At 70.4% G+C, this 16,825-nt stretch carries 16 protein-coding genes and 1 riboswitch; of the genes, 11 read left to right on the forward strand and 5 right to left on the reverse strand.

The features are described from left to right. Nucleotides 1-2 precede the first annotated feature (2 nt). A complete protein-coding gene (locus tag N1031_RS12755) occupies nucleotides 3-455 on the reverse strand; it encodes a GNAT family N-acetyltransferase (protein ID WP_259480071.1) in 453 nt (150 codons plus the stop codon). Between the two features lie 138 nt (nucleotides 456-593). On the opposite strand from N1031_RS12755, the gene N1031_RS12760 reads away from it, so the two are divergent. Then, nucleotides 594-1,814, forward strand: coding sequence for an NADP-dependent isocitrate dehydrogenase (locus N1031_RS12760; RefSeq protein WP_259480072.1), 1,221 nt, complete (start codon nucleotides 594-596; stop codon nucleotides 1,812-1,814). A 96-nt stretch (nucleotides 1,815-1,910) separates the two neighbouring features. Here the strand turns inward: N1031_RS12760 and N1031_RS12765 are convergent, their stop codons facing one another. From N1031_RS12765 to N1031_RS12775, 3 genes are all read right to left on the reverse strand, one after another. Beyond that, on the reverse strand, nucleotides 1,911-2,612 hold the full coding sequence (locus tag N1031_RS12765) for a hypothetical protein (RefSeq protein WP_259480073.1): 702 nt from the start codon (nucleotides 2,610-2,612) through the stop codon (nucleotides 1,911-1,913). A gap of 113 nt (nucleotides 2,613-2,725) precedes the next feature. Continuing rightward, a complete protein-coding gene (gene nagA, locus N1031_RS12770; protein WP_259480074.1) occupies nucleotides 2,726-3,919 on the reverse strand; it encodes an N-acetylglucosamine-6-phosphate deacetylase in 1,194 nt (397 codons plus the stop codon). Beyond that, on the reverse strand, nucleotides 3,916-4,317 hold the full coding sequence (locus N1031_RS12775; RefSeq protein WP_259480075.1) for a YrdB family protein: 402 nt from the start codon (nucleotides 4,315-4,317) through the stop codon (nucleotides 3,916-3,918). The genes nagA and N1031_RS12775 overlap by 4 nt, the downstream gene beginning before the upstream one ends. Before the next feature lie 121 nt (nucleotides 4,318-4,438). Here N1031_RS12775 and N1031_RS12780 point away from each other — a divergent pair, with 121 nt between their 5' ends. From N1031_RS12780 to N1031_RS12810, 7 genes are all read left to right on the forward strand, one after another. After that, nucleotides 4,439-5,569 carry an ROK family transcriptional regulator gene (locus N1031_RS12780; protein WP_259480076.1) on the forward strand — a complete coding sequence of 377 codons (1,131 nt, stop codon included), beginning with the start codon at nucleotides 4,439-4,441 and terminating at the stop codon, nucleotides 5,567-5,569. Nucleotides 5,570-5,691: 122 nt separating this feature from the next. Then, the gene (locus tag N1031_RS12785; protein ID WP_259480077.1) at nucleotides 5,692-6,972 is read left to right on the forward strand and encodes an extracellular solute-binding protein; all 1,281 of its coding nucleotides are present in this window, start codon (nucleotides 5,692-5,694) and stop codon (nucleotides 6,970-6,972) included. Between the two features lie 139 nt (nucleotides 6,973-7,111). Then, a complete protein-coding gene (locus tag N1031_RS12790) occupies nucleotides 7,112-8,080 on the forward strand; it encodes a carbohydrate ABC transporter permease (protein WP_259480078.1) in 969 nt (322 codons plus the stop codon). Beyond that, on the forward strand, nucleotides 8,080-8,919 hold the full coding sequence (locus N1031_RS12795) for a carbohydrate ABC transporter permease (RefSeq protein ID WP_259480079.1): 840 nt from the start codon (nucleotides 8,080-8,082) through the stop codon (nucleotides 8,917-8,919). Before N1031_RS12790 ends, N1031_RS12795 begins: the two co-directional genes overlap by 1 nt. A gap of 8 nt (nucleotides 8,920-8,927) precedes the next feature. After that, nucleotides 8,928-10,403 (forward strand): glycoside hydrolase family 3 N-terminal domain-containing protein, encoded by a 1,476-nt coding sequence (locus N1031_RS12800; RefSeq protein ID WP_259480080.1) that lies wholly within the window; start codon nucleotides 8,928-8,930, stop codon nucleotides 10,401-10,403. Next, the gene (locus N1031_RS12805; RefSeq protein WP_259480081.1) at nucleotides 10,400-11,329 is read left to right on the forward strand and encodes an ROK family protein; all 930 of its coding nucleotides are present in this window, start codon (nucleotides 10,400-10,402) and stop codon (nucleotides 11,327-11,329) included. The genes N1031_RS12800 and N1031_RS12805 overlap by 4 nt, the downstream gene beginning before the upstream one ends. Continuing rightward, on the forward strand, nucleotides 11,317-12,105 hold the full coding sequence (locus tag N1031_RS12810) for a glucosamine-6-phosphate deaminase (RefSeq protein ID WP_259480082.1): 789 nt from the start codon (nucleotides 11,317-11,319) through the stop codon (nucleotides 12,103-12,105). The genes N1031_RS12805 and N1031_RS12810 overlap by 13 nt, the downstream gene beginning before the upstream one ends. A gap of 119 nt (nucleotides 12,106-12,224) precedes the next feature. Here the strand turns inward: N1031_RS12810 and purU are convergent, their stop codons facing one another. Then, on the reverse strand, nucleotides 12,225-13,082 hold the full coding sequence (gene purU / locus N1031_RS12815; RefSeq protein ID WP_259480083.1) for a formyltetrahydrofolate deformylase: 858 nt from the start codon (nucleotides 13,080-13,082) through the stop codon (nucleotides 12,225-12,227). Nucleotides 13,083-13,281: 199 nt separating this feature from the next. Between purU and N1031_RS12820 the strand changes: the two genes are divergently transcribed. The 3 genes from N1031_RS12820 to N1031_RS12830 all read left to right on the forward strand — a co-directional run bounded on the left by N1031_RS12820 (nucleotide 13,282) and on the right by N1031_RS12830 (nucleotide 16,814). Then, complete coding sequence (locus tag N1031_RS12820) at nucleotides 13,282-14,532, forward strand: MFS transporter (RefSeq protein WP_259480084.1); 1,251 nt, start codon at nucleotides 13,282-13,284, stop codon at nucleotides 14,530-14,532. Nucleotides 14,533-14,539: 7 nt separating this feature from the next. Continuing rightward, a riboswitch (ZMP/ZTP riboswitch) is annotated at nucleotides 14,540-14,622 on the forward strand. 45 nt (nucleotides 14,623-14,667) lie between these two features. Next, nucleotides 14,668-15,942, forward strand: a complete 1,275-nt coding sequence (gene glyA / locus N1031_RS12825) for a serine hydroxymethyltransferase (RefSeq protein ID WP_259480085.1) — start codon at nucleotides 14,668-14,670, stop codon at nucleotides 15,940-15,942. After that, complete coding sequence (locus tag N1031_RS12830; protein WP_259480086.1) at nucleotides 15,936-16,814, forward strand: bifunctional methylenetetrahydrofolate dehydrogenase/methenyltetrahydrofolate cyclohydrolase; 879 nt, start codon at nucleotides 15,936-15,938, stop codon at nucleotides 16,812-16,814. The genes glyA and N1031_RS12830 overlap by 7 nt, the downstream gene beginning before the upstream one ends. Nucleotides 16,815-16,825 lie beyond the last annotated feature (11 nt).

A 16,825-nucleotide genomic window follows, 5' to 3' on the forward strand; every position in this document is an offset into this window, starting at 1 on the left:
GGTCACAGGGGGAGCGCCGCGATGGTCTCGCCGTAGGGCGTCTCGCCGATCGTCTCGAAGCCGATGCGGTCGAAGAAGGCCGCCGGCCCGTCCTCTCCGGGCTCGAAGATGACGGTGATGCGGTCGAAGCCACGCGAGCGCGCCTCGTCAGCCAGCGCGAGCACGGCGAACCGGCCTACGCCGTGGCCCTGCGCATCCGCCGCCACGTTGATGCGCCAGATGCAGCCGCGGAACTCGACCTCGGCGGCCTCGGGGTCGAAGTTGCCCATGATGAAGCCGACGACCTCGTCGTCTTCGAGCACCACGCGCGGCCAGGCCGTCGACGGGTTGACGTAGGCCTCGGCGATGGAGTGGGAGACCGGCGCGACGTACTGCTCCTGGCCGGGCTTCAGCGTGAGGGTGTTCGCGGCGACGATGTTCGAGGCCGACAGCTCCACCAGCTTCAGTTCACTCATGCGTTCAGGCTAACGGCTGGCCCTCCGGGGCGCCAGGGAGTGCGGCACGGCTCGGTCAACTATCTCGACGTCGAGATAGTTGGCGAAGAGGGTAAACTGGTGGACGGCCCATTTCCGGCGGCTTGTTGAGGAGCTGAATTGTCCAAGATCAAGGTTGAAGGCACGGTCGTCGAGCTCGACGGCGACGAGATGACCCGCATCATCTGGCAGGCCATCAAAGACACGCTGATCCACCCCTATCTCGACGTGAACCTCGAGTACTACGACCTCGGCATCGAGCACCGCGACGCCACCGACGACCAGGTCACCATCGACGCGGCCCACGCCATCCAGAAGCACGGCGTCGGCGTGAAGTGCGCCACCATCACCCCCGACGAGGCCCGCGTCGAGGAGTTCGGCCTCAAGAAGATGTGGAAGTCGCCGAACGGCACCATCCGCAACATCCTCGGCGGCGTCATCTTCCGCGAGCCGATCATCATCTCGAACATCCCGCGTCTGGTGCCGGGCTGGAACAAGCCCATCATCATCGGCCGCCACGCCTTCGGCGACCAGTACCGCGCCACCGACTTCGTGTTCAAGGGCAAGGGCAAGCTCACGGTCGAGTTCGCGCCGGAGGACGGCTCCGAGCCGCTGAAGTTCGAGGTGTACGACGCTCCCGACGACGGCATCGCGCAGGTGCAGTACAACCAGGACGCGTCGATCCGCGACTTCGCGCGTGCCTCGCTCAACTACGGCCTGGCCCGCAACTACCCGGTGTACCTCTCCACGAAGAACACCATCCTCAAGGCCTACGACGGCCGCTTCAAAGACATCTTCCAGGAGATCTTCGAGACCGAGTTCAAGGAGCAGTTCGACGCCGCCGGCCTTACCTACGAGCACCGCCTCATCGACGACATGGTCGCCTCGGCCATGAAGTGGGAGGGCGGCTACGTCTGGGCCTGCAAGAACTACGACGGCGACGTGCAGAGCGACACCGTGGCACAGGGCTTCGGCTCGCTCGGCCTCATGACCTCGGTGCTCTCCACCCCCGACGGCTCGGTCGTCGAGGCCGAGGCCGCGCACGGCACGGTCACCCGCCACTACCGCCAGCACCAGGCCGGCAAGCCCACCTCCACCAACCCGATCGCCTCGATCTTCGCGTGGACCCGTGGCCTCGCCCACCGCGGCAAGCTCGACGGCAACCAGGAGCTCATCGACTTCTCGCTCACCCTCGAAGACGTGGTCATCAAGACCGTCGAGTCGGGCAAGATGACGAAAGACCTGGCGCTGCTGGTCGGCCCCGACCAGGCCTACCAGACCACCGAGGAGTTCCTCGCCACCCTCGACGCCAATCTGCAGGAGCGCATGGCCGCCGCCTGATCTCCGCGTCACCTCGAAGGGCCCCGTCGCATCGCGACCGGGGCCCTTCGTCGTCGGTGCCGGTGTGTGCGGCTCACTCGTTGCCGCGCCTTGCGGCTACTCGGAGGGCGTGGGGCCGAATGCCGTCCAGGTGCCGGAGACGCACTGGTAGAAGCTGACGGTGACGGTGTCGACCACGATGTCGTCGCCGGTGCAGGCTCCGGTGGGGGAGGAGGTGGCGAGGGCGACGCGCGTGCCGTCGGCCCCGTCGGCGCCCGCGGCTCCGTCGGCTCCCGCCGCACCGTCGGCGCCTGCGGCGCCCTGCTCACCGGTGGCGCCCTGTTCACCCTGCTCGCCCCGCTCCCCGGTGAGGTTCTCGGCCGCCGCGGTGCGGATGTCGCCCACCTGGCGCCACGACCCGTCCTGGCGGAGATAGAGGCCGGTGGTGTCGATGTCGATGTAGATGTCGCCGTCCTCGCCGTAGGCGTCGGACGGGGTGCCACGGCCCGCGCGCACGTCGGAGCCGGCGGGCAGCACCGCCGCCTCGGCCTCAGCCTCAGCCTCGGCCTCGGGGTCGACGTCGACAAGATCGGGGTCGGGCTCCTCGTCGGCTACGGGCTCCTCCGCCGCGGCCGAGGTCTCGGGTGCGGGTGCTGGAGCGGCGGCCGGTGCGCCGAGACGGGCGCCGAGGAAGGCGGCCACGAACGCGAGCACGACCACGGCGCCCGCGATCACCAGAAGGAAGCTGCGCGACTCCGTCCACGATCGGCCCCCGCCGGAACCGGGGGTGGTGGACTGCTGGTCGGCTTCGGTGCTCATCCCTGGCTCCAATGGGTGTCGAGGGTCGGTCGATCTCGTTCGGGTTCACCCTATCGATCCGCGGGAGGAAGGGGCACCGCCCTGTCCGGGGGTGGCCCTGCCGTGCGGGGAGCTCAGGCCGCCGTGAGAGGCCGCGAGCGGCCGAAGTCGGGTGCGAGCAGCACGAGGTCGGCGGGCTGCCCCACCCGGAGCAGCCCGCAGTCGGCCAGGCCCGGCGCCGAACTGGCCAAGCCCAGCGCCCGCAGCGGCGTGGTGGTGACCGCCGCGATGGCGGCGACCGGGTCGACCCCGGCGTCAACGGTCACGCGCAACGCCCGATCGAGGGTGAGCGTCGAGCCCGCGATCGTGTCGGTGCCCGCGAGCACGGCCCGGCCGTCGGTGACCGCGACCTCGAGTGAACCGAGGTGGTAGTCGCCGTCGGGGGCGCCCGCGGCCGACATGGCGTCGGTGACGAGGGCGATCCGCCCGGGGGCCGCCTGGAAGGCGAGGTCGATCAGCGAGGGATGCACGTGCACGCCGTCGGCGATGAGCTCGAGTGTCACCCGCTCGTTGTCGATCGCCGCGGCGACCGGCCCCGGTGCGCGGTGATGGAGCCCCGGCATCGCGTTGAAGGCGTGGGTGAGGATGCTCGCGCCTCGATCGAAGGCGGCTCGAGCGAGCGCGTGATCGGCCTCGGTGTGCCCGACCGCCACAGCGACCCCCGAGGCGGCGAAGACCTCGATCGCCTCGAGCGCCCCTGGCAGTTCGGGCGCGAGGGTGATCTGGGCGAGGCGGCCCTCGGATGCGGCGAGCAGCTCCCGCACGAGGTGCCGGGTGGGCAGACCCAGATAGAGCGGGTTGTGCGCACCCTTGCGAGCGGGAGCGAGGAAGGGACCCTCGAGGTGGGCACCGAGCACACGGGGATCGTCGCCGGCGAGCCGGGCGACCGCGTCGAGCAGCGCGTCGAGCACGTGCGGTGGGTTGGAGACGAGTGAGACGAGCGAGCGCGCCGTGCCGTGGGTGCGGTGGAAGGCGAGCCCCGCGCGCATCCCGTCGATGCCGTCGTCGAACGAGTGGCCGTTTCCGCCGTGGACGTGCAGGTCGGTGAAGCCGGGGCAGAGCCAGTCGCCCGCGGCGTCGATCGTCGTCGTGGCGGTGGAGAAGGCGGGAGGGGGAGACCCTGCCCCGGTCGCGACGATGTGGCCGGAGGCCGCTGCGAGCCAGAAGTCGTCGACGACACCGTCGGCGTCGAGTTTTCGTGCACCGCGCACGACGAGGGTGGGTGCCGCGAAGGCGGAAGAGGAGGATGCGCCGGCCGGGCCGGTCACGCCAACTCCTTGCGGCCCGCGATCACGCCGCTCACCACAGCGACCACACCGAACACCAGCGCGATGATCGGCTGCCCGAGCATGAGCCAGGCGAACGCCGCCGCGCCCATCACCACGATCTCCACGAGGGCCTTGCCGAACGCGTCGATGTGGAAGACGGCCTTCGGCGACCTGAACAGCGCCCACACCAGGATGGCGAACAGCGGGGTGACGATGCCGAGCACGATGTTCCACGGCAGGGGCCACGCCACGAAGCCCCAGAACCCGAAGGTGAAGAAGGCGAAGAGCTCGAGCACGAACCGCACCACGTCGTTCACGCCCACGCGCAGGTCGCGCGGAGCCCGCGAGGCGGGTGTCGGCGCGGAGGACGAGGCGGAGGTGGGGTGGGACTCGGGCACGGACTCCATCGTACGGGCCCCGCCGACCGGATGCGCGCCCACGTTACAGGTTTGTAAAGGATGCGGACTAAATCGCCTCCGACTCTTGCCGTCAGTATGTTCGTAAGCTTTACTAACAAACATGACGGCATGGGAGCGCAGGACGCTGAGGCCTTCGACGAAGGTCCTCCCCGAACACGCCAGGGAGCACAACCGCTCCCTCGTGCTGCAGTCGCTCTACCGCGACGGGGGCCGCAGCCGCGCCGACATCGCCCGCGAGACCGGACTCACCCGCGTGACCGTGAGCGCCCTGGTCTCCGAGCTCATCGCCGACGGGCTCCTCATCGAGCTCGGCCAGCGTGAGGAGTCGCGCCCGGGCAAGCCGGCCACGTTGCTCGACCTCGACCGCCGCGCCTTCGTGATCGTGGGCCTCGACCTCTCCGAGCACACCCGCTTCACCGGCGCCCTCCTCGACCTCGACGGCACCGTCGTCGCCCGCGACGAGGTGGCCCTGGAGGGCGCGACCGGTGACGCGGCCGAGGCCAAGGTCATCGCCCTCGCCTCCCGCCTGATCGCGCTCGCCGACCGGCCGGTGCTCGGCATCGGGGTGGGCTCGCCCGGCGTGGTCGACCTCGACGGGGTCGTGCTCTCGGCCCCGAACCTGGGCTGGGCGGGTCGCAGCTTGCGCGCCACGCTGCACGACCGCTTCGCCCTGCCGGTGGTGGTGGCCAACGACGCGAACGCCGCCGTGCTCGCCGAGCACAGCTTCGGCGGGGCCGACAGCGACACCATGCTCGTGAAGATCGGGCACGGCGTGGGCGCGGGTCTGCTCGTCGGCGGCACCCCGCTGTTCGGCAGCCGCTTCGCCGCGGGTGAGATCGGACACGTCGTGGTCGGCACCGACGGCGGCGCCGTGTGCGCCTGCGGCAAGCGGGGCTGCCTCGAGACGTGGCTGAGCATCCCGAACCTCATCGACCGACTGGAGGGGGCGGATGCACGCGACCGCGACCGCACCCTCCGGGCCGCGGGGGAGCGCCTGGGCATCGCCCTGGCCCCCGTGGTCGGGGCCCTCGACCTCGGCGAGGTCATCCTGAGCGGCCCCACCGAACTCCTCGACGGACCGCTCGCCGCGGCCACCGTCGAGACGCTCAGGCAGCGCACCATGGCCGAGTTCCACGGCGACCTGGTGCTGCGCATGACCACGCTCGGGCAGGACATCGTCTTGCGCGGGGCCGCGGCCATGGTGCTGTCGGGGCAGTTGGGGGTGTCGTAGCCGCGGCCGCGCATCCCGTGCACCACCAGAACGCACCACCGCACCACCCACCCAGCACCACGACTCACACCGAGAAGAACCGGTCCCAGCCGGTCACATCGCCCTAGGAAAGGCAGAACACCATGAGGAAGAGGACACTCACCGTCACCGCCCTCGGCGTCACGGCGGCACTGGCGCTCGCCGGCTGCGCGAGCGGCGGCAACAGCAGCGGAGACAGCGGGGGAGGAGACACCGCCGACATCCGCGTCTGGCTCAACGGCACCGACACCCCGGATGCGGCCCGCGAGTACCTGAAGACCACCTTCGAGGAGCAGAACCCGGGTTCCACCCTCACCATCGAGGAACAGGCCTGGACCGGCCTGGTCGACAAGCTCACCACCAACCTCTCGGGCTCCGACAGCCCCGACGTGGTGGAGGTGGGCAACACCCAGGCGGCCGCCTTCACCTCGGCGGGCGCCTTCCTCGACCTCACCGACGACTACGAGGCGCTCGGCGGAGACGACCTGCTGCCCGGCTTCGTCGAGGCCGGCAGCTACGACGGCCAGTTCTACGCGGCCCCGTACTACTCCGGCGCGCGCCTGGTGTTCTACAAGAAAGACCTGCTCGCGAACGCGGGTCTGACCGTGCCCACCACGCTCGACGAGTACGTCTCCAACGGCATCGCGCTCGCCCAGGCCAACCCCGGGGTCTCGGGCATCTACTTCCCCGGCCAGGACTGGTACAACGCTCTCCCCTACATCTGGGAGGCCGGCGGTGAGATCGCGGTGCAGGACGGCGACACCTGGACCAGCACGTTCTCGAGCCCCGATTCGATCGCCGGTCTCGAGCAGGTGCAGGAGGTGATGACCCAGGCCTCCGTGGCCCCGAAGGACGGCAACGAGACCGACCCGCAGGTGCCCTACTGCGAGGGTGCCATCGCGAACCTCTCGGCGCCCAGCTGGGTGAAGTGGTCGATCCTCGCCCCGGCCGACGCGGATGCGCCCGGCTGCCCCGACCAGGAGGCGAACTTCGGCGTGTACGCGCTCCCGGGTGCCGACGGCGGCGCGGCGCAGGTGTTCGCCGGCGGCTCGAACATCGCGGTGTCGGCGAACTCGGCGCACCCCGAGCTGGCGAAGGCCGCGCTCGAGATCATGCTGAGCGACGACTACCAGACGATCCTCGGCGAGAACGGCCTCGTGCCCGCGAAGCTCTCGCTCGCCGGCACGCTCGGCACCGACGAGGTGGCCACCGCCATCGCCGAGGCCGCCGCGAACGCCAAGCTCACCCCGGCCTCACCGAAGTGGGCCGACGTGGAGGCCAGCGGAGCGCTGCAGGACTTCTTCGTCTCGATCGCCCAGGGCGGTGACGTCACGGAGTTGGCGAAGGCGCTCGACGAGAAGATCGACGGGATCTTGAACTCCTGATCCCGCCCGCTCCCGGGCATATGCCTCGGGAGGAATGCGGCGGTGGCCGGTGCGCGACCACCGGCCACCGCCGCCCCAGATGCCCATCGCCCTAGGAAGGTGAGAGGCACATCCGACATCGTAACGGGAGACCACTCAGATGACGTCGACACTGCTCGTGCGTGAGCACGAGTCGGGCGGTGTGCAGGAACTGCCGCCCGACGAGCCGAGGCGCAGCCGCCCGCGCGGCCGCTTCACGCCGCTGCTGCTGCTGGTGCCCGCCTGCCTCATCCTCATCGCCATCATCGGCTGGCCGCTGGTGCAGCTGTTCGTCATGTCGTTCCAGGAGTTCGGCCGGGCCCAGGTGTTCGGCATGCCCGCACCCTTCGTGGGCTTCGAGAACTACCAGCGGGTGCTTGGCGACCCGCAGTTCTGGGCGGTGCTCGGCCGCAGCATCCTGTTCTGCCTCGCCAACGTGGTGACCGCGATGACGCTCGGCACCCTGATCGCGCTGCTCATGAACCGGGTGAACCGCTTCTTCAAGGTTCTCGTGAGCGTGGGGCTGCTGCTGGCCTGGGCGATGCCCGCACTCACCGCCACGATCGTGTGGGGGTGGATGTTCGACACCCAGTACGGCGTGGTGAACTACCTGCTCGAGGCCGTGAGCGGGCAGGACTTCACGAACCACTCCTGGCTCATCGACCCGTTCTCGTTCTTCGTGGTGGCCACCATCATCGTCACCTGGGGCGCCGTGCCCTTCGTCGCCTTCACCATCTACGCCGGGCTCACTCAGGTGCCGGGCGAGGTGCTCGAGGCCTCACAGCTCGACGGGGCGGGCGCCTGGCAGCGGTTCAGGCTCATCGTCTTCCCCTACCTGCGGTCCATCTTCGTGGTGGTGATCATCCTGCAGGTCATCTGGGACCTGCGGGTGTTCACCCAGATCTTCGCGCTGCAGGGCATCGGCGGCATCAAGGAGCAGACCTCCACCCTCGGCGTGTACATCTACCAGACCTCGATCGGCGGCGGCGACTACGGCACCGGCGGCGCGATCGCCGTCATCATGGTGCTGCTCATGGTGGCCATCTCGGTGTTCTACGTGCGCCGCAGCCTCAAGGAGGAGGAGCAGTGATGCGCAAGCGGGTCACGAGCGTGCTGCTCGGTGCCGCCTCGGTGGTGGTGTTCCTGTTCTCGGTGTTCCCCGTCTACTGGATGGTCAACACCTCCCTGCAGCCCAACAACGAGATCCGTGGCAGCGTGCCGAACTTCGTGCCGCAGACGCTCACCACGGCGAACTACGAGACCGTGCTGTTCGAGCCCGCCCGCGCCCAGTTCCTCCCCGCGCTCGGCAACTCGCTGCTGGTGACGGTGTCGACCGTCGTCATCGCCCTGGTGTTCGCCTTCCTGGCCTCGCTCGCGGTCACGCGCTACCGCTTCAAGAGTCGCAAGACGTTCATCTTCGCCATCCTCATCATTCAGATGATCCCGGCCGAGGCCATGATCGTGTCGACCTACCGGGTGCTCGACGGCTGGAACCTGCTCAACACCATCGCCGGCCTCACGCTGGTGTACGTGGCGACCGTGCTGCCGTTCACCATCTGGACCCTCCGCGGTTTCGTGAACGGGGTGCCTGTGGAGCTCGAGGAGTCGGCGATGATCGACGGATGCTCGCGCACGGGCGCGTTCTGGCGCATCACCTTCCCGCTGCTCGCGCCCGGCCTCGTGGCCACGGGTGTTTTCGGGTTCATCCAGGCGTGGAACGAGTTCCTGCTGGCGCTCGTGGTGAACTCGCGGCCCGAGATGATGACCCTGCCGGTATGGCTGCGCACCTTCCAGGTGGCGACGGGCACCACCAACTGGGCGGCGATCATGGCGGGCTCGACGCTGATGGCGATTCCGGTGATCGTGTTCTTCCTGCTCGTGCAGGGGCGCATGACCTCGGGTCTCGTGAGCGGGGCGGTGAAGGGATGAGCGGGGTGATGACGCACCACGGCGCGGGCACGCGGACGCGCATCCTGGGCACGCTGCTGCCCGGCTTCGACGGGCCGGTGCTGCCGGAGTGGGTGGCGCGGATGCTCGGGGAGGGGCTCGCGGGCGTGTGCCTGTTCGGTGAGAACATCGAGTCGGCGCCGCAACTGCGGAGGCTGACCGACGCCATCCGCGCGGCGAACCCGCGAGCACTCATCGCGATCGATGAGGAGGGCGGCGACGTGACCCGGCTGTTCTACGACCGGGGTGCCCCGTGGCCGGGCAACGCCGTGCTCGGTCGGCTCGACGACGAGGCCGCGACGGCCGCGGTGGCGACCTCGGTGGGCCGGGCGCTCCGCGAGGCGGGCGTGAACCTCGACTTCGCGCCGGATGCCGACGTCAACTCCGATCCGCTGAACCCCGTGATCGGGGTGCGCAGCTTCGGTGCCGCGCCGTCGCTGGTGGCGCGGCACGTCGCGGCCTGGACGACCGCACTGCAGCGGGAGGGGGTGGCCGCGAGCGTGAAGCACTTTCCGGGCCACGGCGACACCGCCCAGGACTCGCACGCCGAGCTGCCCGTCGTCGACGTGACGCCGGAGGTGTTGCGCGCCCGCGAGCTGGTGCCGTTCGCGGCCGCCGTCGAGGCGGGTGCGGCGACGGTGATGACGAGCCACATCGTGCTGCCGCAGGTCGACCCCACGGGGCCCGCCACCTTCTCGCGCCCTCTGCTCCAGGGGGTGCTGCGGGAGGAGCTCGGCTTCGACGGGGTCGTCGTGAGCGACGCGCTCGACATGGCCGGGGCGTCGGGAACCATCGGGATCCCCGCCGCCGCGGTGCGCGCGCTCGATGCCGGGTGCGACCTGCTCTGCATCGGTACCAAGAACACCGGTGCGCAGCTGGAGGAGATCGTCGGCCAGGTCGAGCGGGCACTCGCCGACGGCGCCCTCGCCGAAGAACGCCTCGACGACGCGTCGGGCCGCGTGGCGGCGCTCGCCGGTTCGCTGGCGGATGCCGACCCGCTTGCGGGCGTCGAACCGGCCGCCGCCGCCCCTACCCCTGTGGTGCCCTCGGCTGAGCGCGTGGCGGCGTCGTTCCGTGTCGACCGCGCCGCGCTCGCGGCGCTCGGCGAGCCGGGCCGCCGCTGGGTGGTGGTGCGGCTCGACGCGAACGCCAGCCCCGCGATCGGGGTGGTTCCGTGGGGGCCGTTCGCCGCGCTCGCGGCTCGGCACCCCGCTGCGCTGGCGGCATCGGCGACCGATATTCCCGCAGAGGCATGTGTACTGGCGATCGGACGCGACAACGAGCGCCACCCCTCGACCCGGTCGGCGATCGACGCGCTGCGCACCGCGCATCCGCTCGTCGTGACGGTCGACATGGGCTGGCCGGGCCCCGACCCCCGGTACGCCGAACTCGCCACCTTCGGGGCTTCGGCCCTCGTCGGTGACGCCCTGGTGCACCTCCTCGAGACCCAGGGGGCCCTGCGATGAGACTCGGACTCGACATCGGCGGCACCAAGACCGACGCGGTCGCCGTCGACGACACCGGCTCGGTGATCGACCGCGTGCGACTCGTGACCGGCTTCGGCGCCGACGCCGTGGTGCGCACCGCGCTCGAAGGGGTGGAGACCATCGCGGTGCGTGCGGGCGTCGGCGTGAGCGCGTTCGACTCCATCGGGGTGGGCATCCCCGGTCAGGTCGACACCGCCTCGGGCACCGTGATGCACGCGGTGAACCTCGGTTTCGACGAGCTCGACCTCGGCGCCCGGCTGGGCGGGATGCTCGGGCGCGGAGTCAAGGTCGAGAACGATGTCAAGGCGGCGGCCCTCGGGGCCTACCACCTGCTGCCCTCGACCCGTTCGATGGCGTACCTCAACCTCGGAACCGGCCTCGCGGCGGGCCTGGTGATCGACGGGGCACTCTGGCGTGGAGCCCGGGGAGCGGCCGGCGAGATCGGCCACATCCCCGTCGACCCGCACGGCGCGCTCTGCCCGTGCGGTCAGCGCGGCTGTCTCGAGACCGTGGCCTCGGGGTCGGCCATTGCCCGGCAGTGGCCCACCGACGACCCGGTGCCCGTGCTCTCGCTGCTGGCCGCGGCCGACGCGGGCGACGCGGTGGCCGGCGGCATCCGGAGCCGTCTGATCGACAACGTCGCCGCCGCCGTGCGCGTGCTCGTGCTCACGGTCGACGTGGAGGTGGTGGTGATCGGCGGCGGGCTCAGCGCGCTCGGCGATCCGCTCCTCGACGAGGTGCGCCGCGTTCTGGCAGGCTGGGCGCTGGAGTCGCCGTTCCTCGCCTCGCTCGAGCTCGACCGCAGGGTGAGCCTGCTGCCCGCGGGCTTCCCCGCAGCCGCGGTCGGTGCCGCACTGGTGGGGGCGCCGATCGAGAAGGAAGGCGCTGGTTCATGGCAGAGGTGATCGTCGTGGCGAACCGCGAGGTGGCGGGCGCCCTCGTCGCGGAGGCCGTCGAGCGGCTCGCGGGGGAGCGAGCCGACGCGGTGCTCGGTCTCGCCACCGGCAGCACACCGTTGCCGGTGTACCGAGCTCTGGCCGAACGGGTGGCCGCCGGGCTCGACCTGTCGAAGCTGCGCGGCTTCGCGCTCGACGAATACGTCGGCATCGCCGCGGGCCACCCGCAGAGCTACCACTCGGTCATCGACCGCGAGGTGGTGCGCCCCCTGCACCTCGATGCCCGCCGCATCCACGTGCCCGACGGGCGATCGCTCGGCATCGAGACCGCGGGCGCCCGCTACGAAGACGCGATCCTCGCGGCCGGGGGCGTCGACCTCCAGATCCTCGGCATCGGCACCGACGGGCACATCGGGTTCAACGAACCCGGCTCCTCGTTCGCCTCGCTCACCCGCGTGAAGACCCTCACCGAGCAGACCCGGCGCGACAACGCGCGCTTCTTCGACTCGATCGACGACGTGCCGCTGCACAGCATCACGCAGGGACTCGGCACGATCCTGCGGGCGAAGCGACTCGTGCTGCTCGCCTTCGGCCGGCAGAAGGCGTCCGCGGTCGCCGCCGCGGTGGAGGGGCCGCTGAGCGCCGGCACCCCGGCCTCCGCCATCCAGCTCCACCCCCGTGCCACCGTCGTGGTCGACGAAGAAGCCGCCTCCCAGCTCACCCAGCTCGACTACTACCGCCACGCCTTCGCCCACAAGCCCACCTGGGACCCGGTCATCCTCTGACCGCGCGCACGGGCGGTGTGCGTCAGCGTGGCTGTGACGTGCGACGCGGCAGCCGTGAATACCTAGACGTAGTCGAGCGTGTCGTGACTACGAATTGGTAGTCGCGACGGGGCATCGCCTCAGCGGAAGATGATGGTGCGGGCGCCGTCGAGCAGCACGCGGTCTTCGGCGAACCACTTCACCGCCGTGGTGAGGGTGCGGCTCTCCTCGTCCTGACCGATCGCCACGAGCTCCGCCGGCGTGCGCGTGTGGTCGACGCGCACCACGTTCTGCTCGATGATCGGTCCCTCGTCGAGGTCGCTGGTCACGAAGTGCGCGGTGGCCCCGATGAGCTTCACGCCGCGGGCGTGTGCCTGCTTGTAGGGGTTCGCCCCCTTGAAGCCGGGCAGGAAGGAGTGGTGGATGTTGATGAGCCGGCCCTCGAGCCGCGCGCACAGCTCGGGCGAGATGATCTGCATGTACCGGGCCAGCACCACGAGTTCGATGTCGTGGGTCTCGACCGCCTCGATGACGCGACGCTCGAAGGCCGCCTTCGACTCCGCATCCGTCACCGGCAGCGACTCGAACGGCACACCGTAGAACCCGGCCAGGTCGCGCAGCGAGCCGTGGTTCGAGAGCACGAGGGGGATCTCGACCGGCAGCTGGCCGGCGCGCTGCCGGAACAGCAGGTCGTTGAGGCAGTGCGCGGCGGTGGAGGCGAGCACCAGCGTGCGCAGCGGGCGACCGACCGTGTCGAGCCGCCAGTCCATGCCGTAGCGCTCCACCACGGGGGCGAGCGCGGCCTCGAACACCTCGCGGCCGGCCTGCGACTCCACCTGCAGGCGCATGAAGAAGCGCCCGGTGTCGGCCGAGGAGAACTGCTGACTCTCGGTGATGTTGCCGCCCGACTCCACCACCGCTCCGCTCACCGCGTGCACGATGCCCGGGAGGTCGGCGCACACGAAGGTGAGCACCCAGTGGTTGTGCGGCAAAGCCATGTCGTTCTCCTCTTGCCCGGGCGTGTCCCCACGCTAGAATAGTCAGTGGTCGCGCGGTCATCGTTCGGCCACGGGCATGTACGAAGTCGTCACCGTCACGGGCGCAACCCGTGGTCACCGGTGCTTCAGGTCGTCAGGACGGGCACTCGAGCCCCCTCTGTCCGCCGTTTTCGAGAAGTCTTCGAATGGTGCGCGCACTGTGACCACAACCTTTCCTCAGACCGGGGCGCTCCCGGTCACCCCAGCAGCCGCTCCCCGCTTTCCGTGGGGCGGTCTCATCGTGCTCTCCACGGCCGTGTTCCTCTCGGTCACGGCCGAGATGGTGCCCACCGGCCTCCTCCCCGAGGTGAGCACGAGCCTCGGCGTCTCCGAGGCCCAGACCGGCCTCCTCATGAGCTTCTTCGCCTTCGCGGTCGTGCTCACGAGCGTTCCGCTCACCCTCCTGTTCCGTCGCGTGCCGCGGCACCTGCTCGTCATCTGCGTGCTCGTCGTCATCGCGCTCTCCAGCATCGCGGCCGCCCTCGCGCCGAGCTTCGCCTTCCTGGCGGGCGCGCGCATCCTGAACGGCATGGCCCACGGTGTGTTCTGGGGCGTCGTGGGTGCCTACTCGGCGCACCTCGTGCCGCGTGAGCAGATCGGGCGCGCGGTCGCCATCACCACCGCCGGCGGCACGCTCGCCTTCGTGCTGGGCATCCCGCTCTCCACGGTCGTGGGCCAGGCCTTCGGCTGGCGTGCCCCCTTCTTCGGCATCGGCGTGCTGGCTCTGCTGGGCGCCGCGCTCCTCTACCTCCTGCTGCCGCGCGTGCAGCGCCCGGTCGCGGTGAAGAAGACTCCGGATGCGCAGGGCGGCACCACCCGCCGGCGCCGGTTCGCGCTCGATGAGACGGTGCCCGCGGTCGCCCTCATCTGCCTGCTCGCCGCCACCGTCATGATCGGCCACTACGCCTTCAACACCTACATCGCGCCGTTCATGGTGTCGGAGATGGGGGTGCCCGAAGACCAGATCGGCACGCTGCTCTTCCTCTACGGCGCCGCCGGCGGCGTGGGCCTGCTCATCGCGGGCATCGGCTTCGCCAAGCGACCCACCTTCGGGCTGTTCTTCTCGCTCATCGCGACCGCCGTCTCCGTGGTGGCGATCGCCGTGTTCGCCGGCAACACCGCCGTGTCGATCGGTGCGTTCGTGGTGTGGGGCATCATGTTCGGCATGCTGCCGACCCTCATGTCTACGCAGCTGATGCGCACGGCGGCCCCGCAGATCCGCGATTCCGCGAGCGCGTTCTACTCCACCGCGTTCAACACCGGCATCGGGTTCGGCGCGCTCGTGGGAGCGTTCTTTCTCGAGTCGCTCGGGCTGGCCTCCTTGCCGTGGGTCTACCTGGTGGCCATCGTCCTCGGCGCCGCGCTGCTGATCGCGACCCCGGTTCTCACTCGCCGCGCACGCCGCATTTGAGGTAGGCTGACGGCGTCGCAACTGGCGTTCAGATGGTCACCATCGGGAAGCGACGGACAAGGGATTCGGCCGCGCGCCTGGGTCGATACGGATCCCGATTCACCAGAAGTCCGTCACGCCGAAAAGGAGCCAGTCGTGTCCGACACATTCACCGCCCCCCTCAGTGAGGTCGACCCCGAGATCGCCGAGGTGCTGAAGCTCGAGCTCGGCCGCCAGCGCAGCACCCTCGAGATGATCGCGAGCGAGAACTTCGTACCGCGCGCGGTGCTCGAGTCGCAGGGCTCGGTGCTCACCAACAAGTACGCCGAGGGCTACCCGGGCCGGCGCTACTACGGCGGCTGCGAGTTCGTCGACATCGCCGAAGAACTCGCCATCGCCCGTGCCAAGGCTCTGTTCGGCGCCGAGTTCGCCAACGTGCAGCCGCACTCCGGCGCCAGCGCCAACGCCGCCGTGCTCTCCGCCATCGCCACCCCGGGCGACACCATCCTCGGCCTCGAGCTGGCGCACGGCGGCCACCTCACGCACGGCATGAAGCTCAACTTCTCGGGCAAGCTCTACAACGCCGTCTCCTACGGCGTCGACCCCGAGACCTTCCTCGTCGACATGAACGTGGTGCGCGACAAGGCGCTCGAGCACAAGCCGCAGGTCATCATCGCCGGCTGGTCGGCCTACCCGCGCCAGCTCGACTTCGCCGCGTTCCGTGCCATCGCCGACGAGGTGGGCGCCAAGCTCTGGGTCGACATGGCGCACTTCGCCGGTCTCGTGGCCGCGGGCCTGCATCCCTCGCCCGTGCCCTTCGCCGACGTGGTGTCCTCCACCGTGCACAAGACCATCGGCGGCCCCCGCTCGGGCTTCATCGTGAGCCGCGACACCGAGCTCGCCAAGAAGCTCAACTCCAACGTGTTCCCCGGCCAGCAGGGCGGCCCGCTCATGCACGTCATCGCCGCGAAGGCCACCGCGTTCAAGCTCGCCGCGACCGAGGAGTTCAAAGACCGCCAGGTGCGCACGCTCTCCGGCGCCCGCCTCCTCGCCGAGCGCCTCACGGCCGACGACTCGCGCGCCGCGGGCGTCGACGTGCTCACCGGCGGCACCGACGTGCACCTCGTGCTCGCCGACCTGCGCACCAGCGAGCTCGACGGCAAGCAGGCCGAAGACATCCTGCACGAGGTGGGCATCACCGTGAACCGCAACTCAGTGCCCTTCGACCCGCGCCCCCCGATGGTCACCTCGGGCCTGCGCATCGGCACCCCCGCCCTCGCCACGCGCGGCTTCGGCGACGTGGAGTTCACCGAGGTCGCCGACATCATCGCCACCGCGCTGCAGCCCTCGCCCGACGTGGCTGCGCTGCGCGGCCGCGTCGAGACGCTTGCCGGCGCCTTCCCGCTCTACCCGGGCCTCGAGCAGTGGTAGCCGTCACGCTCGACGGAGTCGCCACCGCGGCGGCGCTGAAGGGCGAGATCGCCGAACGGGTCGCGGCCCTGCGCGCCCGCGGTGTGGTGCCCGGGCTCGGCACCCTGCTGGTGGGCGACGACCCCGCATCCCGCTCCTACGTGGCGGGCAAGCACCGCGACTGCGCGGAGGTGGGCATCGAGTCGGTGCGCGTCGACCTTCCCGGCGACGCCACCGAGCAGGATGTGCGTGACGCCATCGCGCGCCTCAATGCCGACGAGGCGGTCACCGGGTACATCGTGCAGCTGCCGTTGCCCGCGGGCATCGACGAGAACGCCATGCTCGAGCTCATCGACCCCGCGAAAGACAGCGACGGCCTGCACCCCACGAACCTCGGCCGCCTCGTGCTGGGGGTGGAGGGCGAGCTCGACTCGCCGCTGCCGTGCACCCCGGCCGGCATCGTCGAGATGCTCACCCGCTACGGCGTCACCCTCCCCGGCAAGCACGTCGTGGTGGTGGGCCGCGGTCTCACCGTCGGGCGGCCGCTCGGTCTGCTGCTCACCCGTAAGGGCGTGGATGCGACCGTCACCCTCACCCACTCGCGCACCACCGACCTCGCCGCCGAGGTGCGGCGGGCCGACGTGGTGGTGGCCGCGGTGGGCGTGCCCGGGCTCATCAAGGCCGACTGGGTGAAGCCGGGGGCGGCGGTGCTCGACGTGGGCATCACGCGGGTCGTCGACGAGACGACGGGCAAGGCGCGTCTCGTGGGCGACGTCGACCCGGCCGTGGCCGAGGTCGCGGGGTTCCTCTCGCCGGTGCCCGGCGGAGTCGGGCCGATGACGCGGGCGATGCTGCTGAAGAACGTGATCGACGAGGCCGAGCGCCGGGCCTGAGCGCCGGGCCT

It is taken from the genome of Herbiconiux moechotypicola (genome assembly GCF_024979255.1).
In the GTDB taxonomy this organism is placed as follows: Bacteria; Actinomycetota; Actinomycetes; order Actinomycetales; family Microbacteriaceae; genus Herbiconiux; species Herbiconiux moechotypicola.

Coding starts and splice junctions, on each gene's coding strand:
- N1031_RS12755 (WP_259480071.1), bottom strand. CDS start 455: ATGAGTGAACTGAAGCTGGTGGAGCTGTCGGCCTCGAACATCGTCGCC.
- N1031_RS12765 (WP_259480073.1), bottom strand. CDS start 2,612: ATGAGCACCGAAGCCGACCAGCAGTCCACCACCCCCGGTTCCGGCGGG.
- N1031_RS12780 (WP_259480076.1), top strand. CDS start 4,439: ATGACGGCATGGGAGCGCAGGACGCTGAGGCCTTCGACGAAGGTCCTC.
- N1031_RS12785 (WP_259480077.1), top strand. CDS start 5,692: ATGAGGAAGAGGACACTCACCGTCACCGCCCTCGGCGTCACGGCGGCA.
- N1031_RS12790 (WP_259480078.1), top strand. CDS start 7,112: ATGACGTCGACACTGCTCGTGCGTGAGCACGAGTCGGGCGGTGTGCAG.
- N1031_RS12795 (WP_259480079.1), top strand. CDS start 8,080: ATGCGCAAGCGGGTCACGAGCGTGCTGCTCGGTGCCGCCTCGGTGGTG.
- N1031_RS12800 (WP_259480080.1), top strand. CDS start 8,928: ATGACGCACCACGGCGCGGGCACGCGGACGCGCATCCTGGGCACGCTG.
- N1031_RS12805 (WP_259480081.1), top strand. CDS start 10,400: ATGAGACTCGGACTCGACATCGGCGGCACCAAGACCGACGCGGTCGCC.
- N1031_RS12810 (WP_259480082.1), top strand. CDS start 11,317: ATGGCAGAGGTGATCGTCGTGGCGAACCGCGAGGTGGCGGGCGCCCTC.
- purU (WP_259480083.1), bottom strand. CDS start 13,082: ATGGCTTTGCCGCACAACCACTGGGTGCTCACCTTCGTGTGCGCCGAC.